15 protein-coding genes are annotated in these 16,558 nt (G+C 69.9%); 9 read left to right on the forward strand and 6 right to left on the reverse strand.

The window, feature by feature from the left end; all coding sequences use genetic code 11:
- Positions 1-2 precede the first annotated feature (2 nt).
- Together ISN75_RS02300 and dinB are read right to left on the reverse strand one after the other, a co-directional pair.
- Entirely contained in the window at positions 3-686 is a 684-nt protein-coding gene (locus tag ISN75_RS02300; RefSeq protein WP_343819562.1) for a hypothetical protein, read from the reverse strand.
- Positions 687-753: 67 nt separating this feature from the next.
- Positions 754-1,848 (reverse strand): DNA polymerase IV, encoded by a 1,095-nt coding sequence (gene dinB, locus ISN75_RS02305; RefSeq protein ID WP_343819560.1) that lies wholly within the window; start codon positions 1,846-1,848, stop codon positions 754-756.
- Between the two features lie 202 nt (positions 1,849-2,050).
- Between dinB and ISN75_RS02310 the strand changes: the two genes are divergently transcribed.
- The 3 genes from ISN75_RS02310 to ISN75_RS02320 all read left to right on the forward strand — a co-directional run bounded on the left by ISN75_RS02310 (position 2,051) and on the right by ISN75_RS02320 (position 6,416).
- Positions 2,051-2,734 (forward strand): type 1 glutamine amidotransferase domain-containing protein, encoded by a 684-nt coding sequence (locus ISN75_RS02310; protein WP_343819558.1) that lies wholly within the window; start codon positions 2,051-2,053, stop codon positions 2,732-2,734.
- Between the two features lie 105 nt (positions 2,735-2,839).
- Positions 2,840-4,171, forward strand: a complete 1,332-nt coding sequence (locus ISN75_RS02315; RefSeq protein ID WP_168649261.1) for an APC family permease — start codon at positions 2,840-2,842, stop codon at positions 4,169-4,171.
- 148 nt (positions 4,172-4,319) lie between these two features.
- The gene (locus ISN75_RS02320; RefSeq protein ID WP_343819586.1) at positions 4,320-6,416 is read left to right on the forward strand and encodes a beta-agarase; all 2,097 of its coding nucleotides are present in this window, start codon (positions 4,320-4,322) and stop codon (positions 6,414-6,416) included.
- A gap of 30 nt (positions 6,417-6,446) precedes the next feature.
- Here the strand turns inward: ISN75_RS02320 and ISN75_RS02325 are convergent, their stop codons facing one another.
- Genes ISN75_RS02325 through ISN75_RS02335 form a run of 3 tightly spaced genes read right to left on the reverse strand, consistent with a single transcriptional unit; the run spans position 6,447 to position 8,247 of the window.
- Positions 6,447-6,854, reverse strand: coding sequence for a hypothetical protein (locus ISN75_RS02325; protein ID WP_343819555.1), 408 nt, complete (start codon positions 6,852-6,854; stop codon positions 6,447-6,449).
- The gene (locus tag ISN75_RS02330; protein WP_343819554.1) at positions 6,851-7,342 is read right to left on the reverse strand and encodes a DUF962 domain-containing protein; all 492 of its coding nucleotides are present in this window, start codon (positions 7,340-7,342) and stop codon (positions 6,851-6,853) included. Before ISN75_RS02330 ends, ISN75_RS02325 begins: the two co-directional genes overlap by 4 nt.
- A gap of 8 nt (positions 7,343-7,350) precedes the next feature.
- Positions 7,351-8,247: a phosphoribosylaminoimidazolesuccinocarboxamide synthase gene (locus ISN75_RS02335; protein WP_343819552.1), complete on the reverse strand. Its 897-nt coding sequence runs from the start codon at positions 8,245-8,247 to the stop codon at positions 7,351-7,353.
- Between the two features lie 117 nt (positions 8,248-8,364).
- Between ISN75_RS02335 and ISN75_RS02340 the strand changes: the two genes are divergently transcribed.
- From ISN75_RS02340 to ISN75_RS02360, 5 genes are all read left to right on the forward strand, one after another.
- Entirely contained in the window at positions 8,365-8,676 is a 312-nt protein-coding gene (locus ISN75_RS02340) for a c-type cytochrome (protein WP_167252638.1), read from the forward strand.
- Positions 8,673-9,476 (forward strand): co-chaperone DjlA, encoded by an 804-nt coding sequence (gene djlA / locus ISN75_RS02345; protein WP_167252637.1) that lies wholly within the window; start codon positions 8,673-8,675, stop codon positions 9,474-9,476. Before ISN75_RS02340 ends, djlA begins: the two co-directional genes overlap by 4 nt.
- 146 nt (positions 9,477-9,622) lie before the next feature.
- A complete protein-coding gene (gene rpe / locus ISN75_RS02350) occupies positions 9,623-10,291 on the forward strand; it encodes a ribulose-phosphate 3-epimerase (RefSeq protein WP_214569344.1) in 669 nt (222 codons plus the stop codon).
- Between the two features lie 660 nt (positions 10,292-10,951).
- The gene (pdsR, locus tag ISN75_RS02355) at positions 10,952-11,641 is read left to right on the forward strand and encodes a proteobacterial dedicated sortase system response regulator (protein ID WP_167252635.1); all 690 of its coding nucleotides are present in this window, start codon (positions 10,952-10,954) and stop codon (positions 11,639-11,641) included.
- A 106-nt stretch (positions 11,642-11,747) separates the two neighbouring features.
- On the forward strand, positions 11,748-13,775 hold the full coding sequence (locus ISN75_RS02360) for an ATP-binding protein (RefSeq protein ID WP_343819549.1): 2,028 nt from the start codon (positions 11,748-11,750) through the stop codon (positions 13,773-13,775).
- A gap of 108 nt (positions 13,776-13,883) precedes the next feature.
- Here ISN75_RS02360 and ISN75_RS02365 read toward each other — a convergent pair whose 3' ends face one another.
- Positions 13,884-14,906 (reverse strand): hypothetical protein, encoded by a 1,023-nt coding sequence (locus ISN75_RS02365; RefSeq protein ID WP_343819548.1) that lies wholly within the window; start codon positions 14,904-14,906, stop codon positions 13,884-13,886.
- A 155-nt stretch (positions 14,907-15,061) separates the two neighbouring features.
- Between ISN75_RS02365 and trpE the strand changes: the two genes are divergently transcribed.
- A complete protein-coding gene (gene trpE / locus ISN75_RS02370; protein ID WP_167252632.1) occupies positions 15,062-16,552 on the forward strand; it encodes an anthranilate synthase component I in 1,491 nt (496 codons plus the stop codon).
- Positions 16,553-16,558 lie beyond the last annotated feature (6 nt).

Consider the following 16,558-nt stretch of genomic DNA (forward strand, 5'->3'; position numbering starts at 1 on the left):
CTTCAGCCGTGCGCGGTGCCGGTGTCGTCGCGTTCCAGCGCATGCACCAGATGGCCTTCCAGCTGGTGCAGGTGCGACTGGATTTCCTGCGAGGTGCTGATCATCTGCCGCAGCACCGTGGCGAATTCCAGCGGATCGACCGCCGCATGGAGTTCGATCCGCGTGCGCAGCGCCGCCATGCTCGGCGCATTGAGCAGGATGATGCTGTCGTGGGTCAGCCAGTTGGAGGCGTCGTGCAGGTCCGCATAGGCCGCGGAATAACGGCGCAGGTCGGCATCGTCCATCCAGCTGGCCGACTGGTTGGCCACGGCCACGTCCCAAGCCTGCGAGGCCACGGTGGGCCAGTTCACGCTCAGCTTGAACGAGGCGTGGCGCGCCTGGATATGCTGGTTGATCGCCGCCGCGGTGGCGCCCGCGCGGATATCCGCGCTCACCGTCTCGTCCAGTTCGATCAGCGGCTTGATCAAGGCCTCGTTGGTCTTGATCGACAGGCGCACGTCGCTGAGGTTGGCCTCGATCTCCGCGCGGATATGCCGGTTCGCCGTCTCCGCCGCATGCGCATGATGCGAGCGCTCGATCCACGCCTCCAGCCCCAGCGCGGTAAGAATGCTGAGCACGATCATCAGATAGTGCTTGGTGAAATCGGTCAGCGAATGCAAGCGCATTTTCGGCAGTTCGAGATGCATGTCGTACGTCTCGGCAAGGCTGGAGGAGGCGCAGCGTAGCCGATCCCGGCGCGGCGCAGCAGTGCGCCTAGCCGTGCTCGAACAGGTCGCCCTGGGCGACGAAGCTGTCCTGCTCGACGAAGCCGGAGAGCCCCACCCCGACCAGCCGGTAGCGGCTTTCCGCCGGCCGCTCCACGCGGGCGCGCAGGGCGCAGGCCAGGTCGGCCAGTTCTTCGGCTGACGTGGGGCGCGTCGACGGCGTGAGGCTGCGCGTCAGCGTGTGGAAGTCGCTGGTCTTGAGCTTCAGCACCACGGTGCGCGCGATGCGCCCGTGCGCGCCCGCGGCCTCGCGCTCATGCGCGGCCCAGGTCTTCCCGGCCAGGCGGCGGATATGCGGTTCGAGTTCGTCCAGCGTGAGGTCGCTCTCGAAGGTGTCCTCGGCGGAGACCTGCAGGGTGGGGCGGTCCGGTTCCACCGCGTGCTCGTCGATGCCCAGCGACAGCTCGTGCAGGCGCCGGCCCCAGCGGCCGAAGCGCTGTTCCAGTTCTTCCGCCGCGACGTTGCGCAGCTCGCCCACGGTGGCGATATGCATGGCGGTGAGCTTGGCTTCCATCACCTTGCCCACGCCGGGCAGGCGGCCCACCGGCAGCGGGGCGAGGAAGTCCAGCACCTGGTGCGGGCGGATCACGAACAGGCCGTCTGGTTTCTTCCAGTCCGACGCGATCTTGGCCAGGAACTTGTTCGGCGCCACGCCGGCCGAGGCGGTGAGCTGCGTTTCCTTGCGGATCGCCGTGCGGATCGCCTCGGCGGTGGCGGTGGCCGAAGGCAGCGCGGTGATCGACGAGGTGACGTCCAGGTAGGCCTCGTCCAGCGACAGCGGTTCGATCAGCTCGGTATGCCGCGCGAAGATCTCGCGCACCTGCCGCGACACCGCCTTGTAGCGGCTGAAATCCGGCGGCACGAAGATCGCCTGCGGGCACAGCCGCTCCGCGCGCACCGCCGGCATCGCCGAACGCACGCCGAACTTGCGCGCCTCGTAGCTGGCCGCGCACACCACCGAACGCGCGCCGCGCCAGGCCACCACCACCGGCTTGCCGCGCAGCTCGGGGTCGTCGCGCTGCTCCACCGACGCGTAGAACGCGTCCATGTCGATGTGGATGATCTTGCGCGGAGGCGGTGGCACGAGCGGAGCGGCAGGGATCGCAAGCGTGGATGGCGGCGAGAGTTAAGCACGGAACCGCCGCGCCTGCCCGATCCGCTGCCGGGCTTGCCCATTTCTGCCGATCCGCTGGCGCGACGCTTGAAGGCACCGCGCCGGCCCGCAGATCACGTGCACTTACCGCCCCGCCTGCCAGGATGGGCGGCAATCACGCGAGGAAAAACCGATGAAGATCCTGATGGTGCTGACGTCGCACGACCAGCTCGGCGATACCGGCCGCAAGACCGGCTTCTGGCTGGAAGAATTCGCCGCGCCGTACTACGTGTTCAAGGACGCCGGCGCGCAGATCGTGCTCGCCTCGCCCAAGGGTGGCCAGCCGCCGCTCGATCCCAAGAGCGACGAGCCCGACGCGCAGACCGAGGCCACCCGCCGCTTCCGCGCCGATGCCAAGGCGGTGGAGGCGCTGGCCCATACCCAGCCGCTGGCCGAGGCGGCCAAGGCGCAGTACGACGCCGTGTTCTATCCCGGCGGGCACGGCCCGCTGTGGGACCTGGCGGAGGATGCCGGCTCCGCCGCGCTGATCGAGCGCACCTACGCCGCCGGCAAGCCGGTGGGCGCGGTGTGCCACGGGCCGGCGGTGTTCCGCCACACCCGTTTCAAGGGCGAGCCGCTGGTGTGCGGCAAGCGCGTCACCGGCTTCACCAACGGCGAGGAAGCCGCGGTCGGGCTCACCGACGTGGTGCCGTTCCTGGTCGAGGACATGCTCAAGGCGCACGGCGCGGAGTATTCGAAGAAGGCCGACTTCCACCCCTACGCCGTCACCGACGGCAACCTGGTGACGGGACAGAACCCGGCCTCGTCGGTGGATGCGGCCAAGGCCGTGCTGGCGCTGCTGCGCAACGAGGACTGAGCCGCGCGCGGAGACGGGCAGGGCGGCCTGCCCGTCTCCATGCTGCCGCGCATAGGGCATAGGTCATCAGTCATGCGGGGGCGTCCCGGGTTATCGTCGACGCTTATGACCGATACCTCACCTTCGTACCTCCGCCGCCTCGGCACCTGGGACGCCGCCGCCATCGTGATCGGCGGCGTGATCGGCGGCGGCATCTTCCGCAGCACCTCCACCGTGGCCGAGCGCACCTCTTCCGGCGCGGAACTGCTGCTGCTGTGGGCGATCGGCGGCGCGCTGACCCTGGCCGGCGTGCTGTGCTACGCCGAGCTGGGCGCGCGGAGGCCGCAGGCGGGCGGCATCTACATCTATCTGCGCGAGGCCTTCGGCCAGCTGCCGGCGTTCCTGTTCGGCTGGACCATGGCGCTGATCAACTATCCCGGCAGCGTGGCGGCGGTGGCGACCACCTTCGCCGATTACTTCTGCGCCGCGGTCGGCCTGCCGCTGCCGTGGGTGAAGCCGGTGGCGGCGGCGGCGATCCTGTTCATCGTCGGCGTGAATTTCTTCGGCATCCGTGCCGGCTCGCGCATGCTCAACCTGTTCACCGTGCTGAAGCTGGCCGCCATCGCCATGCTGGTGGCGGCGGCGCTGGTGCTGGCGCGCGGGCATCTGGGCATGGCGCTGGCGCCGGATCCGGTGCACCAGGCGCGGCCATGGGATTTCCTCGGCGCCTTGTTGCCGGTGCTGTTCACCTACGGCGGCTTCCACTACCTCAACGACCTGGCCGGCGAAGTGCGCGAACCGCAGCGCACGCTGCCGCGCGCACTGGGCCTGGGGCTGGCGGCGGTGGTGCTGTGCTATCTGCTGGTCAACTTCGCTTATCTGGCCGGGCTCGGCCATGCGGGCCTGGCCGCCAGCCATGCGCCGGCTGCGGACCTGATGCACAAGCTGTTCGGCGAAGCCGGCGCGCGGGTGATGGCGATCGGCATCGCCTGTTCCACCTTCGGCTATTGCAGCATCGCCATTGCCGGCGGCGCGCGCGTGCTGCAGACCATGGGCGCGGACGGCATGTTCTTCCGCGCGGTGGGCCGCATCGACGCGCGGTCGCGCGCGCCGCAGGTGGCGTTGGCGGTGCTCGGCGGCTGGGCCATTGTGCTGGTGCTGTCCGGCAGCTTCGGCCAGCTGCTCAACTACACCACGGTGGGCGAGTGGCTGTTCCATGCCTTCGGCATTGCCACGCTGTTCTGGTATCGCCGCCGCTTCGCGGCGGAGCCGGCGCCGTACCGGGTGCCGTTCTATCCGGTGCTGCCGTTCCTGTTCGTGCTGACGGTGCTGGGTGTGATCGCGGCGACGGTGTTCGATTCGCCGGGAGACGCCGGCATGAGCCTGCTGCTGGTGCTGGTCGGCGTGCCGGTTTATCTGGTGTGGCGTGCGTGGCAGCGGCGGCAAGGTCCGGCGTGACGCCGTAGGTTGGGGTGAGCGCAGCGAACCCCAACAAGCGCTGCCGGGTGCCGTGTTGTTGGGGTTCACTGCGTTCACCCCAACCTACGGCGCTCCAGTCGGGGTGGAGGAGTGGCACGTGAAGCGATGGCATACATTCGGCTGCTTGATGCTGGCATCCCTGTGCGGCGGGTCCGCCGTGGCCGGGCAGGTGGTCGATCTCGGCCAGCCCTCCGCCAAGGCCGCGCTCGAACAGGTACAGCGTGGCGCCCATGAAGTGCGCGATGGCGCCGCGGTGCTGCAGCCCTTCGTGTTTCAGCCCGCTGCCGCTCCGCATCTCACGCTCGCACCCGCTCAAGGCAGCTGGGACTGGAGCGCCCAGGGCGAACTGCACCTGCGCGTGCAGAGCGGCATGGCCTGGGCGGTAACGTTGCGCATCGATATCGATGGCGCCGGCAAGGATCAGGCGCTGCACGCCACGGTTGGTATTCCTGCCGGTCCTCCGCAGACCGTGGTGGTGCCGCTGCATGCCGTCTCGCCACGCGCGCAGGGCATGCAGGCGGGGCCGCCGATGCCGTACGAGCGCAAGGGCCAGCGCGTGCTGGTCGCCACCGTGGTCGAAGGGCAGCTCGATCTGCACAAGGTCGCTGCAGTGCGCCTGAGCATGCCTGCGCCGCAAGCCGCGCAGACGTTGCTGTTCGGCAAGCTGGAGACAGTGGCCGGCGATACGGCGCTGCGCGATGCCTACACCGCCATCGTCGACGCCTACGGCCAGTACACGCGCGGCCAATGGCCGGAGAAGATCGACAGCGATGCCGCGCTGCGCGCCGCGCAGGCCAAGTCCGTTGCGGCGCCGTCGCCGGCGAAGCGCGATCCCTACGGCGGCCGCACCGACCTGCCTGCGTTCAAAGCCAACGGCTGGTTCCACACCGAGCGCCGCGACGGCCGCTGGTCGCTGGTGACGCCGGATGGCCATGCGTTCTTCTCGCTCGGCGTCAATGCGGTGACCACGGAGCAGCGCAGCTACGTGCAGGGCCGCGAGTGGATGTTCACCGGCCTGCCGCCCGACAGCGGCGCTTGGCATGCCTTCTACGGCAGCGGCGACAACCGCTCGCCCGATGCGCAGGCCGCCGCAGGCATCGGCTACAACCACGGGCGCTGGTTCGATTTCTACGCAGCCAACCTGTATCGCCTCGACGGCGCGGACTGGCCGCGGGCCTGGCGCCAGCGCACGCTGGCGCGCCTGCACGCCTGGGGCTTCAACACGCTGGGCAACTGGAGCGACGAGGCGCTGGCGGGCGAGCGCACGAATCGCCTGGCCTATACGCGTTCGATCGAAGTGGCCGGCGTATTCGGCAATGTCTCCAGCGGCTACGACTATTGGGGCCGCATGCCGGATCCGTTCGACCCGCGCTTCGCGCAGGCGGCGGAAGCAGCGGCGGTGAAGGCCAGCAAGGGCGTGGCCGGCGATCCCTGGCTGCTGGGTTATTTCGCCGACAACGAACTGCCGTGGGCCGGCCAGGGGCCGCAAGGGCGCTGGGGCCTTGCGCTGGGCACGCTGCGCGGGGAGGCGCGCAGCGATGCGAAGCAGGCCTTTATCGCGGCGCTCAAGCGCAAGTACGGCGAACCGGCGAAGCTGGCGGCGGCGTGGGGCATCGCATTGCCTTCATGGGATGCGCTCGACGCCACGGGCTACAACGCGCCGCTGCCCAGCGAAGCGCATCCGGCGGTCGCCGCCGACTACAGCGCCTGGCTGCGGCAATACGCCGAGCAATATTTCCGCGTGGTGAGCGAAGCGCTGCACAGGCACGATGCGCACCACCTGTTCCTCGGCGGCCGCTTCGCGGTGAACACGCCGGAAGCCGTCGCTGCCTGTGCGCACTACTGCGACGTGCTCAGCTTCAACGCCTACACCGACGTGCCGCAGCACGGCGTCGACATGGCGGCCATCGCCAAGCTCGGCAAGCCCGTGATGCTCACCGAATTCCATTTCGGCTCCGACGACCGCGGACCGTTCGGCCGCGGCGTGGTGCCGGTGTGGAACGAGGCGCAGCGCGGCGAGGCGTATGCGCGCTACGTGCAGGCCGCGGCGCAGGACCCGAACGTGGTCGGCGCGCACTGGTTCGAGTACAGCGACCAGCCGGTAAGCGGCCGCACGCTGGACGGCGAGAACTCGCACGTCGGCCTGGTCGGCATTACCGATATCCCGTTCGGCAGCTTCGTCGACGCGGTGCGCAAGGCCAACGAGCAGGCCGGCGCGCGCTGATCAGTCGAGCCTGATCAGCCGAGAGAGTGTTCAACCGACGAGGCTGGTCACCGCGCCGAACACCACCAGCATGATCACCGCCACCGCCAGGCAGGCGCTGGTCGGCTTGATGCGCCGCGCGTCGATGCGCGGCACCAGCCGCCGCAGCAGCACGGCGCCGATCAGCATGTTCAGCACGATGGCGGCGCGCCAGCCGGCGGTGCGCAGCAGGGCCAATGGGTCGACCTGCGCGCCGTGCTTCATCAGCACGGCGCCGCCGACGATCACGTCCAGCAGCATCCACAGCAGGCAGGCCAGGTAGGTGCGGTTGAACACCACCGGGCTGCGTTCGATCCAGCGCAGCACCGCCCACGCGATGATCGCCAGGAACAGCGCGCCGATGCTGCTGTAGAGCACCCACCACAGCAGGCTGCTGAGCAGCACCAGGAAGGTGTTCATGCCTGCTCCCCGCCCAGGCCCAGGCGGCGCATCAGCTTGTCCAGCAGCCAGGCGGGACCGACCAGCAGGTAGGAGAGGTCGGTGAGGAAGCTGGGGCGGCGGCCTTCGATCGCATGGCCGACGAACTGGCCGACCCAGGCCACCGCGAACACCGCCACCGCGCTCCAGCGCAGCACGCTGGCGCCGCACTGCGCGTGGATCCATGCGGTGGGCAGGTCCAGCAGCACGAACACCACGAACATGGCGCCGCCCATGCGCCGCGAATGCTTCCAGTACCAGGCAAAGGCCAGCACCTGCGCGGCGACGGACCAGAAACCCGGGCGGCCGAGCAGGGCCGGCACCGGGATGGTCCACATCAGCGCGATGGCGCTCCACAGGATCAGCGGCACGCACACCTCGTGCAGCCGCTGGTTGACGGGGTGGCGATGGTCGCCGGCGTAGCTGTCCAGCCAGGGACCCAGGCCGGTGCGCGGTTCCGCGGTGCGCATGGCGGCGCTCAGCCCAGCTCGATATCGGCCAGGCGGCGCAGCGCCTCGGCGTACTTGGCTTCGGTGCGGCCGATCACCTCGGCCGGCACGCGCGGGCCGGGCGCGGTCTTGTTCCAGTCCAGCGTTTCCAGGTAGTCGCGCACGAACTGCTTGTCGTAGCTGGGCGGGCTGATGCCCACCTGGTATTCGTCGGCCGGCCAGTAGCGCGAGGAGTCGGGCGTGAGCATCTCGTCCATCACGTAGAGCTTGCCGTCTTCGTCGGTGCCGAATTCCAGCTTGGTGTCGGCCAGGATGATGCCGCGCCCGGCGGCATAGGCGGCGGCCCACTTGTAGATGGCGAGGGTGGCCTCGCGCACCTGTTCGGCGAGCTCCGCGCCCACCGCGGCGACCACCGCGTCGAAGCTGACGTTCTCGTCGTGGTCGCCAACGGCGGCCTTGGTCGACGGGGTGAAGATCGGTTCCGGCAGCTGCTGCGCCTGCTTCAGGCCCGCCGGCAGCGCGATGCCGCAGACCGCGCCGGTGGCCTGGTAGTCCTTCCAGCCCGAGCCGATCAGATAGCCGCGCGCGATCGCCTCCACCGGCACCGGCTTCAGGCGGCGGGTGACCACGGCGCGCTTCTCGTACAAGGCCAGGTCGGTGCCGGCGGGAAGCACCTCGCTCAGCGGCGTGTGCAGCAGGTGGTTCGGCACCAGGTGTTCGGTCTTGGCAAACCAGAAGTTGGAGATCTGGGTGAGCATCTCGCCCTTGCCGGGAATCGGGTCGGGCAGCACCACGTCGAAGGCGGACAGGCGGTCGCTGGCCACGATCAGCAGGCGGTTGCCGGGCAGCGCGTAGACGTCGCGCACCTTGCCGCGGTGGAGCAGTTCCAGGCCGGGCAGATCGGATTGCAGCAGGGTGGTGGGCACGGCGGACTCCTGGGCGGTCGGGGCGGGCAAGCCCGCTATTGTAGCGGCGGGTGGACCGCGGATCGCCGTGGCGGGGCTGCTAGTATGGGAGTCTTTAGCCCCTCACCTGTGTCGCCGATGCGCCTCGCCCTGACTGCGGTACTCGTTCTCGCCGCCAGCCTTCCTGCCGTTGCCGCCACGCCGCCGAAGCCGGCGCGGCTGGGCCTGTGCGCGGCCTGCCATGGCGAAACCGGCATCGCGCAGATTCCCGGCGCGCCGCACCTGGCCGCGCAGAAGGCCGAGTACCTGCGCGAGGCCCTGCGCCAGTACCGCGACGGCCGCCGCAAGGCGCCGATCATGCAGGCGGCGATCGGCCCGGTGAGCGAGGCGGACCTGGACGAACTGGCCCGCTGGTACAGCCAGCAGGCGCCGGTGAAGGCGCAGCCATGAGCATGTCCTGGACCCTGGTGCTGGCCTTCCTGGGCCTGGTCTTCGGCCACAGCCTGTCGACCATGATCGCCGGCGGCGTGGTCGGCTTCGTCATCGACAGCATGCGCCAGACCCGGCGCCGCCGTACCCCGTCCGAGGGCGGCTATATCGGCCCGCTGTTCGCCCTGCTGGGCGCGGTGGCCAAGTCGGATGGCCGGGTGTCGGAAGCGGAGATCGCCGTCGCCGAGCGCCTGATGTCGCGCATGGGCCTGCCGGCCGAGCAGCGCCAGCAGGCAGTGGCCGCCTTCAACGCCGGCAAGGCGCCGGAGTTCGACGTGACCCCGGCCATCGACGAGCTGCGCCAGTGGGTGGGCGTGCGCCGCGACCATGCCTTCCCGGTGCTGGACGTGGTGATCGACACCGTGCTGGCCGAGGGCAATCCGCCCCCGGAGAAAATGGCCATCCTGCGCCAGCTCGCCTTCGCCCTGAGGGTCAGCGACATGGAGCTGATGGCGCTGATGGCGATGAAGGGCTATGCCTGGAACGCTGGCGCCAACTACCGCGGCCAGGCCTATGGCAACGGCAACGGCTACGCGCCGCCGCAGCGCAATACCAGCGGCCCGGATCCCTACACCGTGCTGGGCATCGGCCGCGACGTCGACGACCGCGCCGTGAAGCGCGCCTACCGCAAGCTGATTTCCGAACACCACCCCGACCGCCTGGGCGACCTGCCCGAGGACATGCGCAAGCGGGCCGAAGCGCGCGCCAGCGAGATCAACGCGGCGTACGAGCGGATCAAGGCCGAGCGCGGGTTTAAGTGAGGGAATGGGGAATAGGGAATAGGAGGAGCTCGCCTCCATGCCTTACCTGGATTCCTGGGTGACATCCGCTATTCCGGCGAGCTGCAAGCAGGTCGGGTGTTAGGCTCTTCCTATTCTCTATTCCCGACTCCCTATTCCCGGCCCCCATGAAACAGCCCAACGTCATCGCCCCCTCGATCCTCTCCGCCGACTTCGCCCGCCTGGGCGAGGACACCGCCAAGGCGCTGGCCGCCGGCGCGGACTGGGTGCACTTCGACGTGATGGACAACCATTACGTGCCCAACCTGACCATCGGCCCGATGGTGCTCAAGGCGCTGCGCGACTATGGCGTCACCGCGCCGATCGACGTGCACCTGATGGTCAAGCCGGTGGACCGCATCGTGCCGGACTTCGCCAAGGCGGGCGCCAGCGTGATCAGCTTCCATCCGGAAGCCAGCGAGCACGTCGACCGCACCATCGGCCTGATCAAGGATTCCGGCTGCCAGGCCGGCCTGGTGTTCAACCCGGCCACGCCGCTGAACTGGCTGGACCACGTGCTGGACAAGCTCGACCTGGTGCTGATCATGTCGGTCAATCCCGGCTTCGGCGGCCAGAAGTTCATCCCGCATGCGCTGGACAAGCTGCGCGAAGTGCGCCGCCGCATCGACGAGAGCGGCCGCGCGATCCGCCTGGAAGTGGACGGCGGCGTCACCGCCGACAATATCGGCGCGATCGGCGCCGCCGGCGCGGACACCTTCGTGGCGGGCTCGGCCATCTTCAATGCGCCGGATTACCAGGCGGTGATCAAGGCCATGCACGCCCAGCTGGGCGCCTGAGCCTGAACCGCGGGCAATAAAAATCCCGGCGCGGGGAAGCGCCGGGATAAGACGTCGGAACGACGCCAGAGGAGACCACGCTGGTTGCGCCCTACGCTCCTGCGGGTTCCACGGCAATGGACTCGGGCGCCACCGCAAGTTCTGACAGGGCATTCCCCGGATGGTTCCTTGCAGGACGAAAATATTTCCGCCGCAAGAAAAAAGCCCCGCGAGGGAGCGGGGCGGAACTCACCGTCCGGAGGAGGACGGGAAGGGGCACTCGGTTGACGGTATCGCGGCGGGCTCCTTGCCCCGGCGGCCCGGTACGCCTCCCTGCGCACCGGCCGCCCATGCCTTCCACGGCAGCTCACTACAGAGTCGGGGTCAGTGGATGCTCATCACCAGGCCCAGCAGCAGGGCGCCCAGGGCCAGCACCACGCGCAGGGGTTCGAAGCCGCGCAGTTCGGCATTGGGGTCGGTGGGTTCGGGCTTGTTCATGGCGGCATCCGGGGTGCGTCGAAGTGCTGCCTATGAGGCGCCGGCGGCGGGCGCGCGGCCCGGCACGGTGCGGGCGAAGGCGCGATGGCGTCTGGCAAAACGCGGGCAGCGCCAGCCTCCGCCTTGCGCCGCGCGAGTCGGCATAGCACCCTGCGCGCCATCCGCACCGAGAGGGAACGCTCCATGGGCCGCAGCATTGCCATCGTCGAAGACGAACCGTTGATCCGCGCCAACTACGTCGAGGCGCTCAACCGCTTCGGCTACGACACGCGCGGCTACGGCTCGCGCCAGGAGGCCTCGACCGCCTTCGCCATGCGCCTGCCGGAGCTGGTGATCATCGACATCGGCCTGGGCGACGAACCGGAAGGCGGCTTCGACCTGTGCCGCGAGCTGCGCGCGAAATCGCCGACGCTGCCGATCATCTTCCTCACCGCGCGCGATTCCGATTTCGACGTGATCTCCGGCCTGCGCCTGGGCGCCGACGATTACCTGAGCAAGGACACCAGCCTGCACCAGCTGGCCGCGCGCATCGCGGCGCTGTTCCGCCGCATCGAGTCGATGAAGGCGCCGGCGTCGAGCGAGACGGTGATCGAGCACGGCCCGCTCAAGCTCGAATCCGAGCGCATGCGCATCACCTGGAACAACGAAGAGATCCCGCTCACCGTCACCGAGTTCTGGATGGTGCACACCCTGGTGCGCTTCCCCGGCCACGTGAAGAACCGCGACCAGCTGATGCGCGAGGCCGAGCTTGTAGTGGACGACGCCACCATCACCTCGCACATCAAGCGCATCCGCAAGAAGTTCATCGCGGTGGCGCCGGAGTTCGATGCGATCGAGACCGTGCACGGCGTCGGCTATCGCTGGCGTCCGTGAGGTGATCGGGAATGGGGAATAGGGAATAGGAAAGCAGCACCCTGCAAGCCTGTCGCACCCCGCTTTTCCTATTCCCTATTCCCCATTCCCTATTCCCGGCTTCCAGATGACCCTCCGCCGCAAGCTCCTGCTCGTCGCCCTGTGCACCCTGGCCCTGCCCGTGGCGGGCTGGCTGTATGTGCGCCAGATGGAAACCCTGCTGCGCGAAGGCCAGGCGCAGGCGCTGGTGGCGTCGGCGCGCGCGGTGGCGCGCAGCCTGGTGGTGACGCATGCGCCGCTGCCGCCGGGGGGCAACGGGTGGTACGTGCAGCAGGCGGTCAATCCCATCACCGTCGATGGCTATGGCGACGACTGGGCGCCGCTCACGCCGTGGAGCCAGTCGCTGGACAAGCGCGGCAAGCTGCTGCTCGCCGAGGACCGCGACTGGCTGTACCTCTATGTGGACGTGCGCAGCACGCACCGCACCCGCGCCGACGCGGCCGACGCCAATGCGCTGGCGGCGGATCACCTGATCCTGGGCCTGCGCAAGGGCGGCCAGCTGCGCCGCTATCTGATCGCCAGCGCCGCGCCGGGGCCGGCTACGGCGCGGCCGCTGGATCCGGCGGTGGAACGCTTCCCGGAGTGGATCGCCGCGCAGTGGCAGGAAGACGGCAGCGGCTACCGCGTGGAACTGCGCCTGCCGCGCGCGCTGGGCCTGGACGGCCTGGGCGTGGGCATCTACGACGCCGCGGCGCCGGACAGCGATCCGCAGGCGGCCGACGTGCGCCCGCTGCTGGGCTATTCCGCCGAGCTTTCGCACGAACTGGCCCAGCTCGCGCCCGGGAACGTGCGCGCCCGCGTGCTGGCGCCGCAGGGCTGGCTGCTGGCGCGCAGCGGGCGCCTGGGCAGCACGGCGGTGCCGGCCGGCGAGCAGCCGGGCTGGTTCGCCTCGCTGGTGTACCGCTCGCTGCTGGCCAATCAACTGGAAGACGCCGAGCCCTGGACCGACGACGCCCCGCGCCTGGACGTGCGCGAAGTGAACGCCGCCGCCGGCGGCGCGCCGTCCACGCTGTGGCGCCAGGGCGAGGCGCGCGGCAGTGTGGTGCTGGCCGCGGCGGTGCCGGTGGAGCAGGGCGGCAAGGTGCAGGGCGTGCTGCTGCTGGAACAGTCCAGCCGCGCCGTGCCGCTGCTGGCGAACCGCGCCCTGCTCGGCCTGCTGGCCACGAGTTTCGGCGTGCTGCTGGTGGCCGGCGGCATCCTGCTGGCCTTCGCCACGCGCCTGAGCCTGCGGCTGTCGCGCCTGCGCAACGCCGCCGAGCGCGCGCAGGCCAACGATGGACGTCTGGACGGCCAGATGCTGGCGCGCTTCCCGATGACCGACGCGCAGGACGAGATCGGCGACCTGGCGCGCAGCTTCGAGCGCCTGTTCGAAGTGGTCGGCGGCTATACCGACTACCTGCGCACGCTGGCGTCCAAGCTGTCGCATGAACTGAATACGCCGCTGGCGATCGTGAAGTCCTCGCTGGACAACCTCGAACACTCGCTCACCGACCGCAACGCCCTCCCGCCCGAAGCCGCGCCCTACCTGGCCCGCGCCCGCGACGGCGTGGCGCGCCTGGGCACCCTGGTGCGCGCCATGAGCGAAGCCAGCCGGATGGAGCGCGCCATCGCCGCGGCGGAACCGGAAGACGTGGACCTGGCCGAAGTGGTGCGCGGCTGCGCCGACGCCTACCGCCCGCTGGCCGGCACGCGCCGCTTGGATTGCGTGCTGCAGGATGGTCCGCTGCGCCTGCACTGCGCGCCCGAGCTGATCGCCCAGGCGCTGGACAAGCTGTTCGACAACGCGCTCTCGTTCACCCCCGATGGCGGCTGGATGCGGCTGAGCCTGCGTGCGGCCGGCGACGGCGCCGAGATCGAGCTGGCCAACCAGGGCGAGCCTTTGCCGGCGGCGATGCAGGGACGCTTGTTCGATTCCCTGGTGAGCCTGCGCGACAAGGCCACGCCGGGCGACGTGCCGCATCTTGGGCTGGGGTTGTACGTGGTGCGGCTGGTAGCCGAGCGGCACCATGGGGTGGCGTCGGCGCGGAACCTGGAGGATGGCAGCGGCGTGGCCTTCACCCTCAGCCTGCAAGGCATGCCGCGCCAGCGCCTGTAACGTAGGTTGGGGTGAGCCGGAGGCGAACCCCAACAATGCGGTGCGTTTGGACGGTGCGATGTTGGGGTTCGCCTTCGGCTCACCCCAACCTACGTCACGCTACCGGGGCTAGCGCCTCACCATCCATCCGCCCGCGCTGTGCAGCACCTGCACTTGCTGCACGGCCGGTGCGCCGCAGGTCTCCCCTTTGCACGGCACCAGCGTCACGCTCAGGTGCTGGTCGTCATCCAGCTTGAAATCCGCCAGCTTCTCGCTGGCCGCGCCTGCCGCATTCTCCAGCGCGGTGCCGATGAATACGCCGCTGCGGAACACGTACAGCTGCAGGCTCGACGGATGGCAGGCGCGGTCGAAGCTCGCGGCGGCCTCGGCGACATAGGTATCGCCCTTGCGCTGCGCGCGGCCGGTGAGCAGGCGCTGGCCGCCGGTGAGCAGGAAGCGGTCCTCATCGCTGCGTGCCGAGGGTGCGGCGGCGGCGCACTGGCCGGCGTTGGCGCTGGTGACGGAGGCGTCGTCGCCAGCGTCGTCGTCCTCGAATTCCAGCGGCTGCAGCGGCCGCGGCACATAGCGCTGCGCGGCTTCGGGCGCGCTGGCCGGCGCGGGCTTGTACAGCCACAGCGCCAGTCCGGCGCCGGCGATCACCAGCACGGCGATGGCCCAGCCGGGGACGCGCCAGCTCCGGCGAGGCGCGGCGGCGGCCGGGATCGGCGGCGGCATGGCGTGCGTTGCGTCGGTGGGCAGTGGCGGCGGCAACGGCTCGCCCGCGCCGGCGGGCGACCACGGGAACCACTGCTGCCCGCCGTCATGGCACCACTGGTCGCCGCCTTCGGCATAGCGCGCCAGCGCGGATTCCGGCAGCGGGCCGCGTACCTGGCCGGCGCGCAGCAGCCATACCAGCGGCGCGTCGTCGGGTTCCGGCCGCGCTTCCACGCCCATGTCTTCCAGCTGCGCGGCCTGGGCCTGGGCGGCGGACAGCTCCAGCCCGCGGCGGATCAGCAGCGGCGCGCGCCCGAACACGCGCTTGCGGAAATCCGCGTCCTGCATGCCGAACGCTTCGGCCATGCGGGCGTGCGCGCTGTCCGGGTCGTGGCCGGGCAGCAGGCGGCCGGTGAGCACGAGGCAGTACTGATCCATATCGGTTCCCACCGGGAGGCGCGGGTGCCGCGCCCATCCGCCCAAGGGTAGGCGCGGCGCCCGGAGCGGACAAGCACGAGCGCCGCCGCCGCCGCGGTTATGCCTACAATGGCCGCCTTGAGTGTTCCCCGCATGGCTTCCCGGATTCCCACGACGTGAGCTCACCAGAGAAGATCGGCCGCGAGCAATTCGACGCGCTGGCCGCCCAAGGCCACACGCGCATCCCGCTGGTGCGCGAGGTGTTTTCCGACCTCGACACGCCGCTGTCGGTGTACCTGAAACTGGCCGACGGCCCGTACACCTTCCTGTTCGAATCGGTCGAGGGCGGCGCCACCTGGGGACGCTATTCGATCATCGGCCTGCCGGCCCGGCGCGTGTACCGCCTGCGCGGCCACGAGCTGGAAGTGGAAGACAGCGGCGAAGTCACCGAGCGCCGCCACCTGGACGACCCGCTGGCCGAGATCGAAAAACTGCGCCTGCAGTACGACGTGCCGCGCCTGCCGCAGCTGCCGGCTTTCAGCGGCGGCCTGGTCGGCTATTTCGGCTTCGAGACCATCGGCTATATCGAGCCGCGCCTGGCGCGCTGGGACCGCGCCGACGAACTGGGCACGCCCGACGTGCTGCTGATGCTGGCCGAGGAAGTCGCCGTCTTCGACAACCTCAAGGGCCGCCTGTACCTGATCGTGCATGCCGACCCCGCCAGGCCGCACGCCTACGCCGAGGCGCAGCGCCGGCTCGACGCGCTGGTGCACCGCCTGCGCCAGGGCGGCGCCTCGTACCCGCAGCTCACCCAGTCGGTGGCGCTGGACGAGGGCGATTTCAAATCCTCCTTCACCAAGGAGGAATTCGAGGCGATGGTCGAGCGCGCGAAGGAATACATCCGCGCCGGCGACATCTTCCAGGTGGTGCCTTCGCAGCGCCTGAGCGTCGGCTTCAACGCGCGCCCGGTGGACGTGTACCGCGCGCTGCGCGCCTTGAACCCGTCGCCCTACATGTACTTCGTCGATCTGGGCGGCACGCAGATCGTCGGCTCCTCGCCGGAGATCCTGGCGCGCCTGAAGGACGGCAAGGTGGTGGTGCGCCCGCTGGCCGGCACGCGCAAGCGCGGCGCCACCGAGGAGGAAGACCAGGCGCTGGAAGCGGAACTGCTGGCCGACCCCAAGGAGCGCGCCGAGCACGTGATGCTGATCGACCTGGGCCGCAACGACATCGGCCGCATCAGCGAGACCGGCAGCGTGGAGGTGAGCGAGTCCTTCGTGGTCGAGCGCTACTCGCACGTGATGCACATCGTGTCGCAGGTGCAGGGCCAGGTGCGCCCGGATGTCGGCTACATGGACGTGCTCAAGGCCACCTTTCCGGCCGGCACGCTCAGCGGCGCGCCGAAGATCCGCGCGCTGGAGATCATCCAGGAGCTGGAACCCTACAAGCGCAACATCTACGCCGGCGCGATCGGCTGGATCGGCTGGTGGGGCGACGCGGACACCGCCATCGCCATCCGCACCGCGGTGATCCAGGACGGCCGCCTGCACGTGCAGGCCGGCGCCGGCATCGTCTACGACTCCGACCCCACCGCCGAGTGGGAGGAGACCATGAACAAGGGCCGCGCGCTGTTCCGCGCCGTGGCGCAGGCGGCTAAGGGCCTGTAAGGCGGC

Origin of the sequence: Dyella marensis (assembly GCF_049532885.1) — a bacterium.
In the GTDB taxonomy this organism is placed as follows: Bacteria; Pseudomonadota; Gammaproteobacteria; order Xanthomonadales; family Rhodanobacteraceae; genus Dyella_D; species Dyella_D marensis.

Coding starts and splice junctions, on each gene's coding strand:
- ISN75_RS02300 (WP_343819562.1), bottom strand. CDS start 686: ATGCATCTCGAACTGCCGAAAATGCGCTTGCATTCGCTGACCGATTTC.
- ISN75_RS02310 (WP_343819558.1), top strand. CDS start 2,051: ATGAAGATCCTGATGGTGCTGACGTCGCACGACCAGCTCGGCGATACC.
- ISN75_RS02315 (WP_168649261.1), top strand. CDS start 2,840: ATGACCGATACCTCACCTTCGTACCTCCGCCGCCTCGGCACCTGGGAC.
- ISN75_RS02320 (WP_343819586.1), top strand. CDS start 4,320: ATGCTGGCATCCCTGTGCGGCGGGTCCGCCGTGGCCGGGCAGGTGGTC.
- ISN75_RS02325 (WP_343819555.1), bottom strand. CDS start 6,854: ATGAACACCTTCCTGGTGCTGCTCAGCAGCCTGCTGTGGTGGGTGCTC.
- ISN75_RS02330 (WP_343819554.1), bottom strand. CDS start 7,342: ATGCGCACCGCGGAACCGCGCACCGGCCTGGGTCCCTGGCTGGACAGC.
- ISN75_RS02340 (WP_167252638.1), top strand. CDS start 8,365: ATGCGCCTCGCCCTGACTGCGGTACTCGTTCTCGCCGCCAGCCTTCCT.
- djlA (WP_167252637.1), top strand. CDS start 8,673: ATGAGCATGTCCTGGACCCTGGTGCTGGCCTTCCTGGGCCTGGTCTTC.
- rpe (WP_214569344.1), top strand. CDS start 9,623: ATGAAACAGCCCAACGTCATCGCCCCCTCGATCCTCTCCGCCGACTTC.
- pdsR (WP_167252635.1), top strand. CDS start 10,952: ATGGGCCGCAGCATTGCCATCGTCGAAGACGAACCGTTGATCCGCGCC.
- ISN75_RS02360 (WP_343819549.1), top strand. CDS start 11,748: ATGACCCTCCGCCGCAAGCTCCTGCTCGTCGCCCTGTGCACCCTGGCC.
- ISN75_RS02365 (WP_343819548.1), bottom strand. CDS start 14,906: ATGGATCAGTACTGCCTCGTGCTCACCGGCCGCCTGCTGCCCGGCCAC.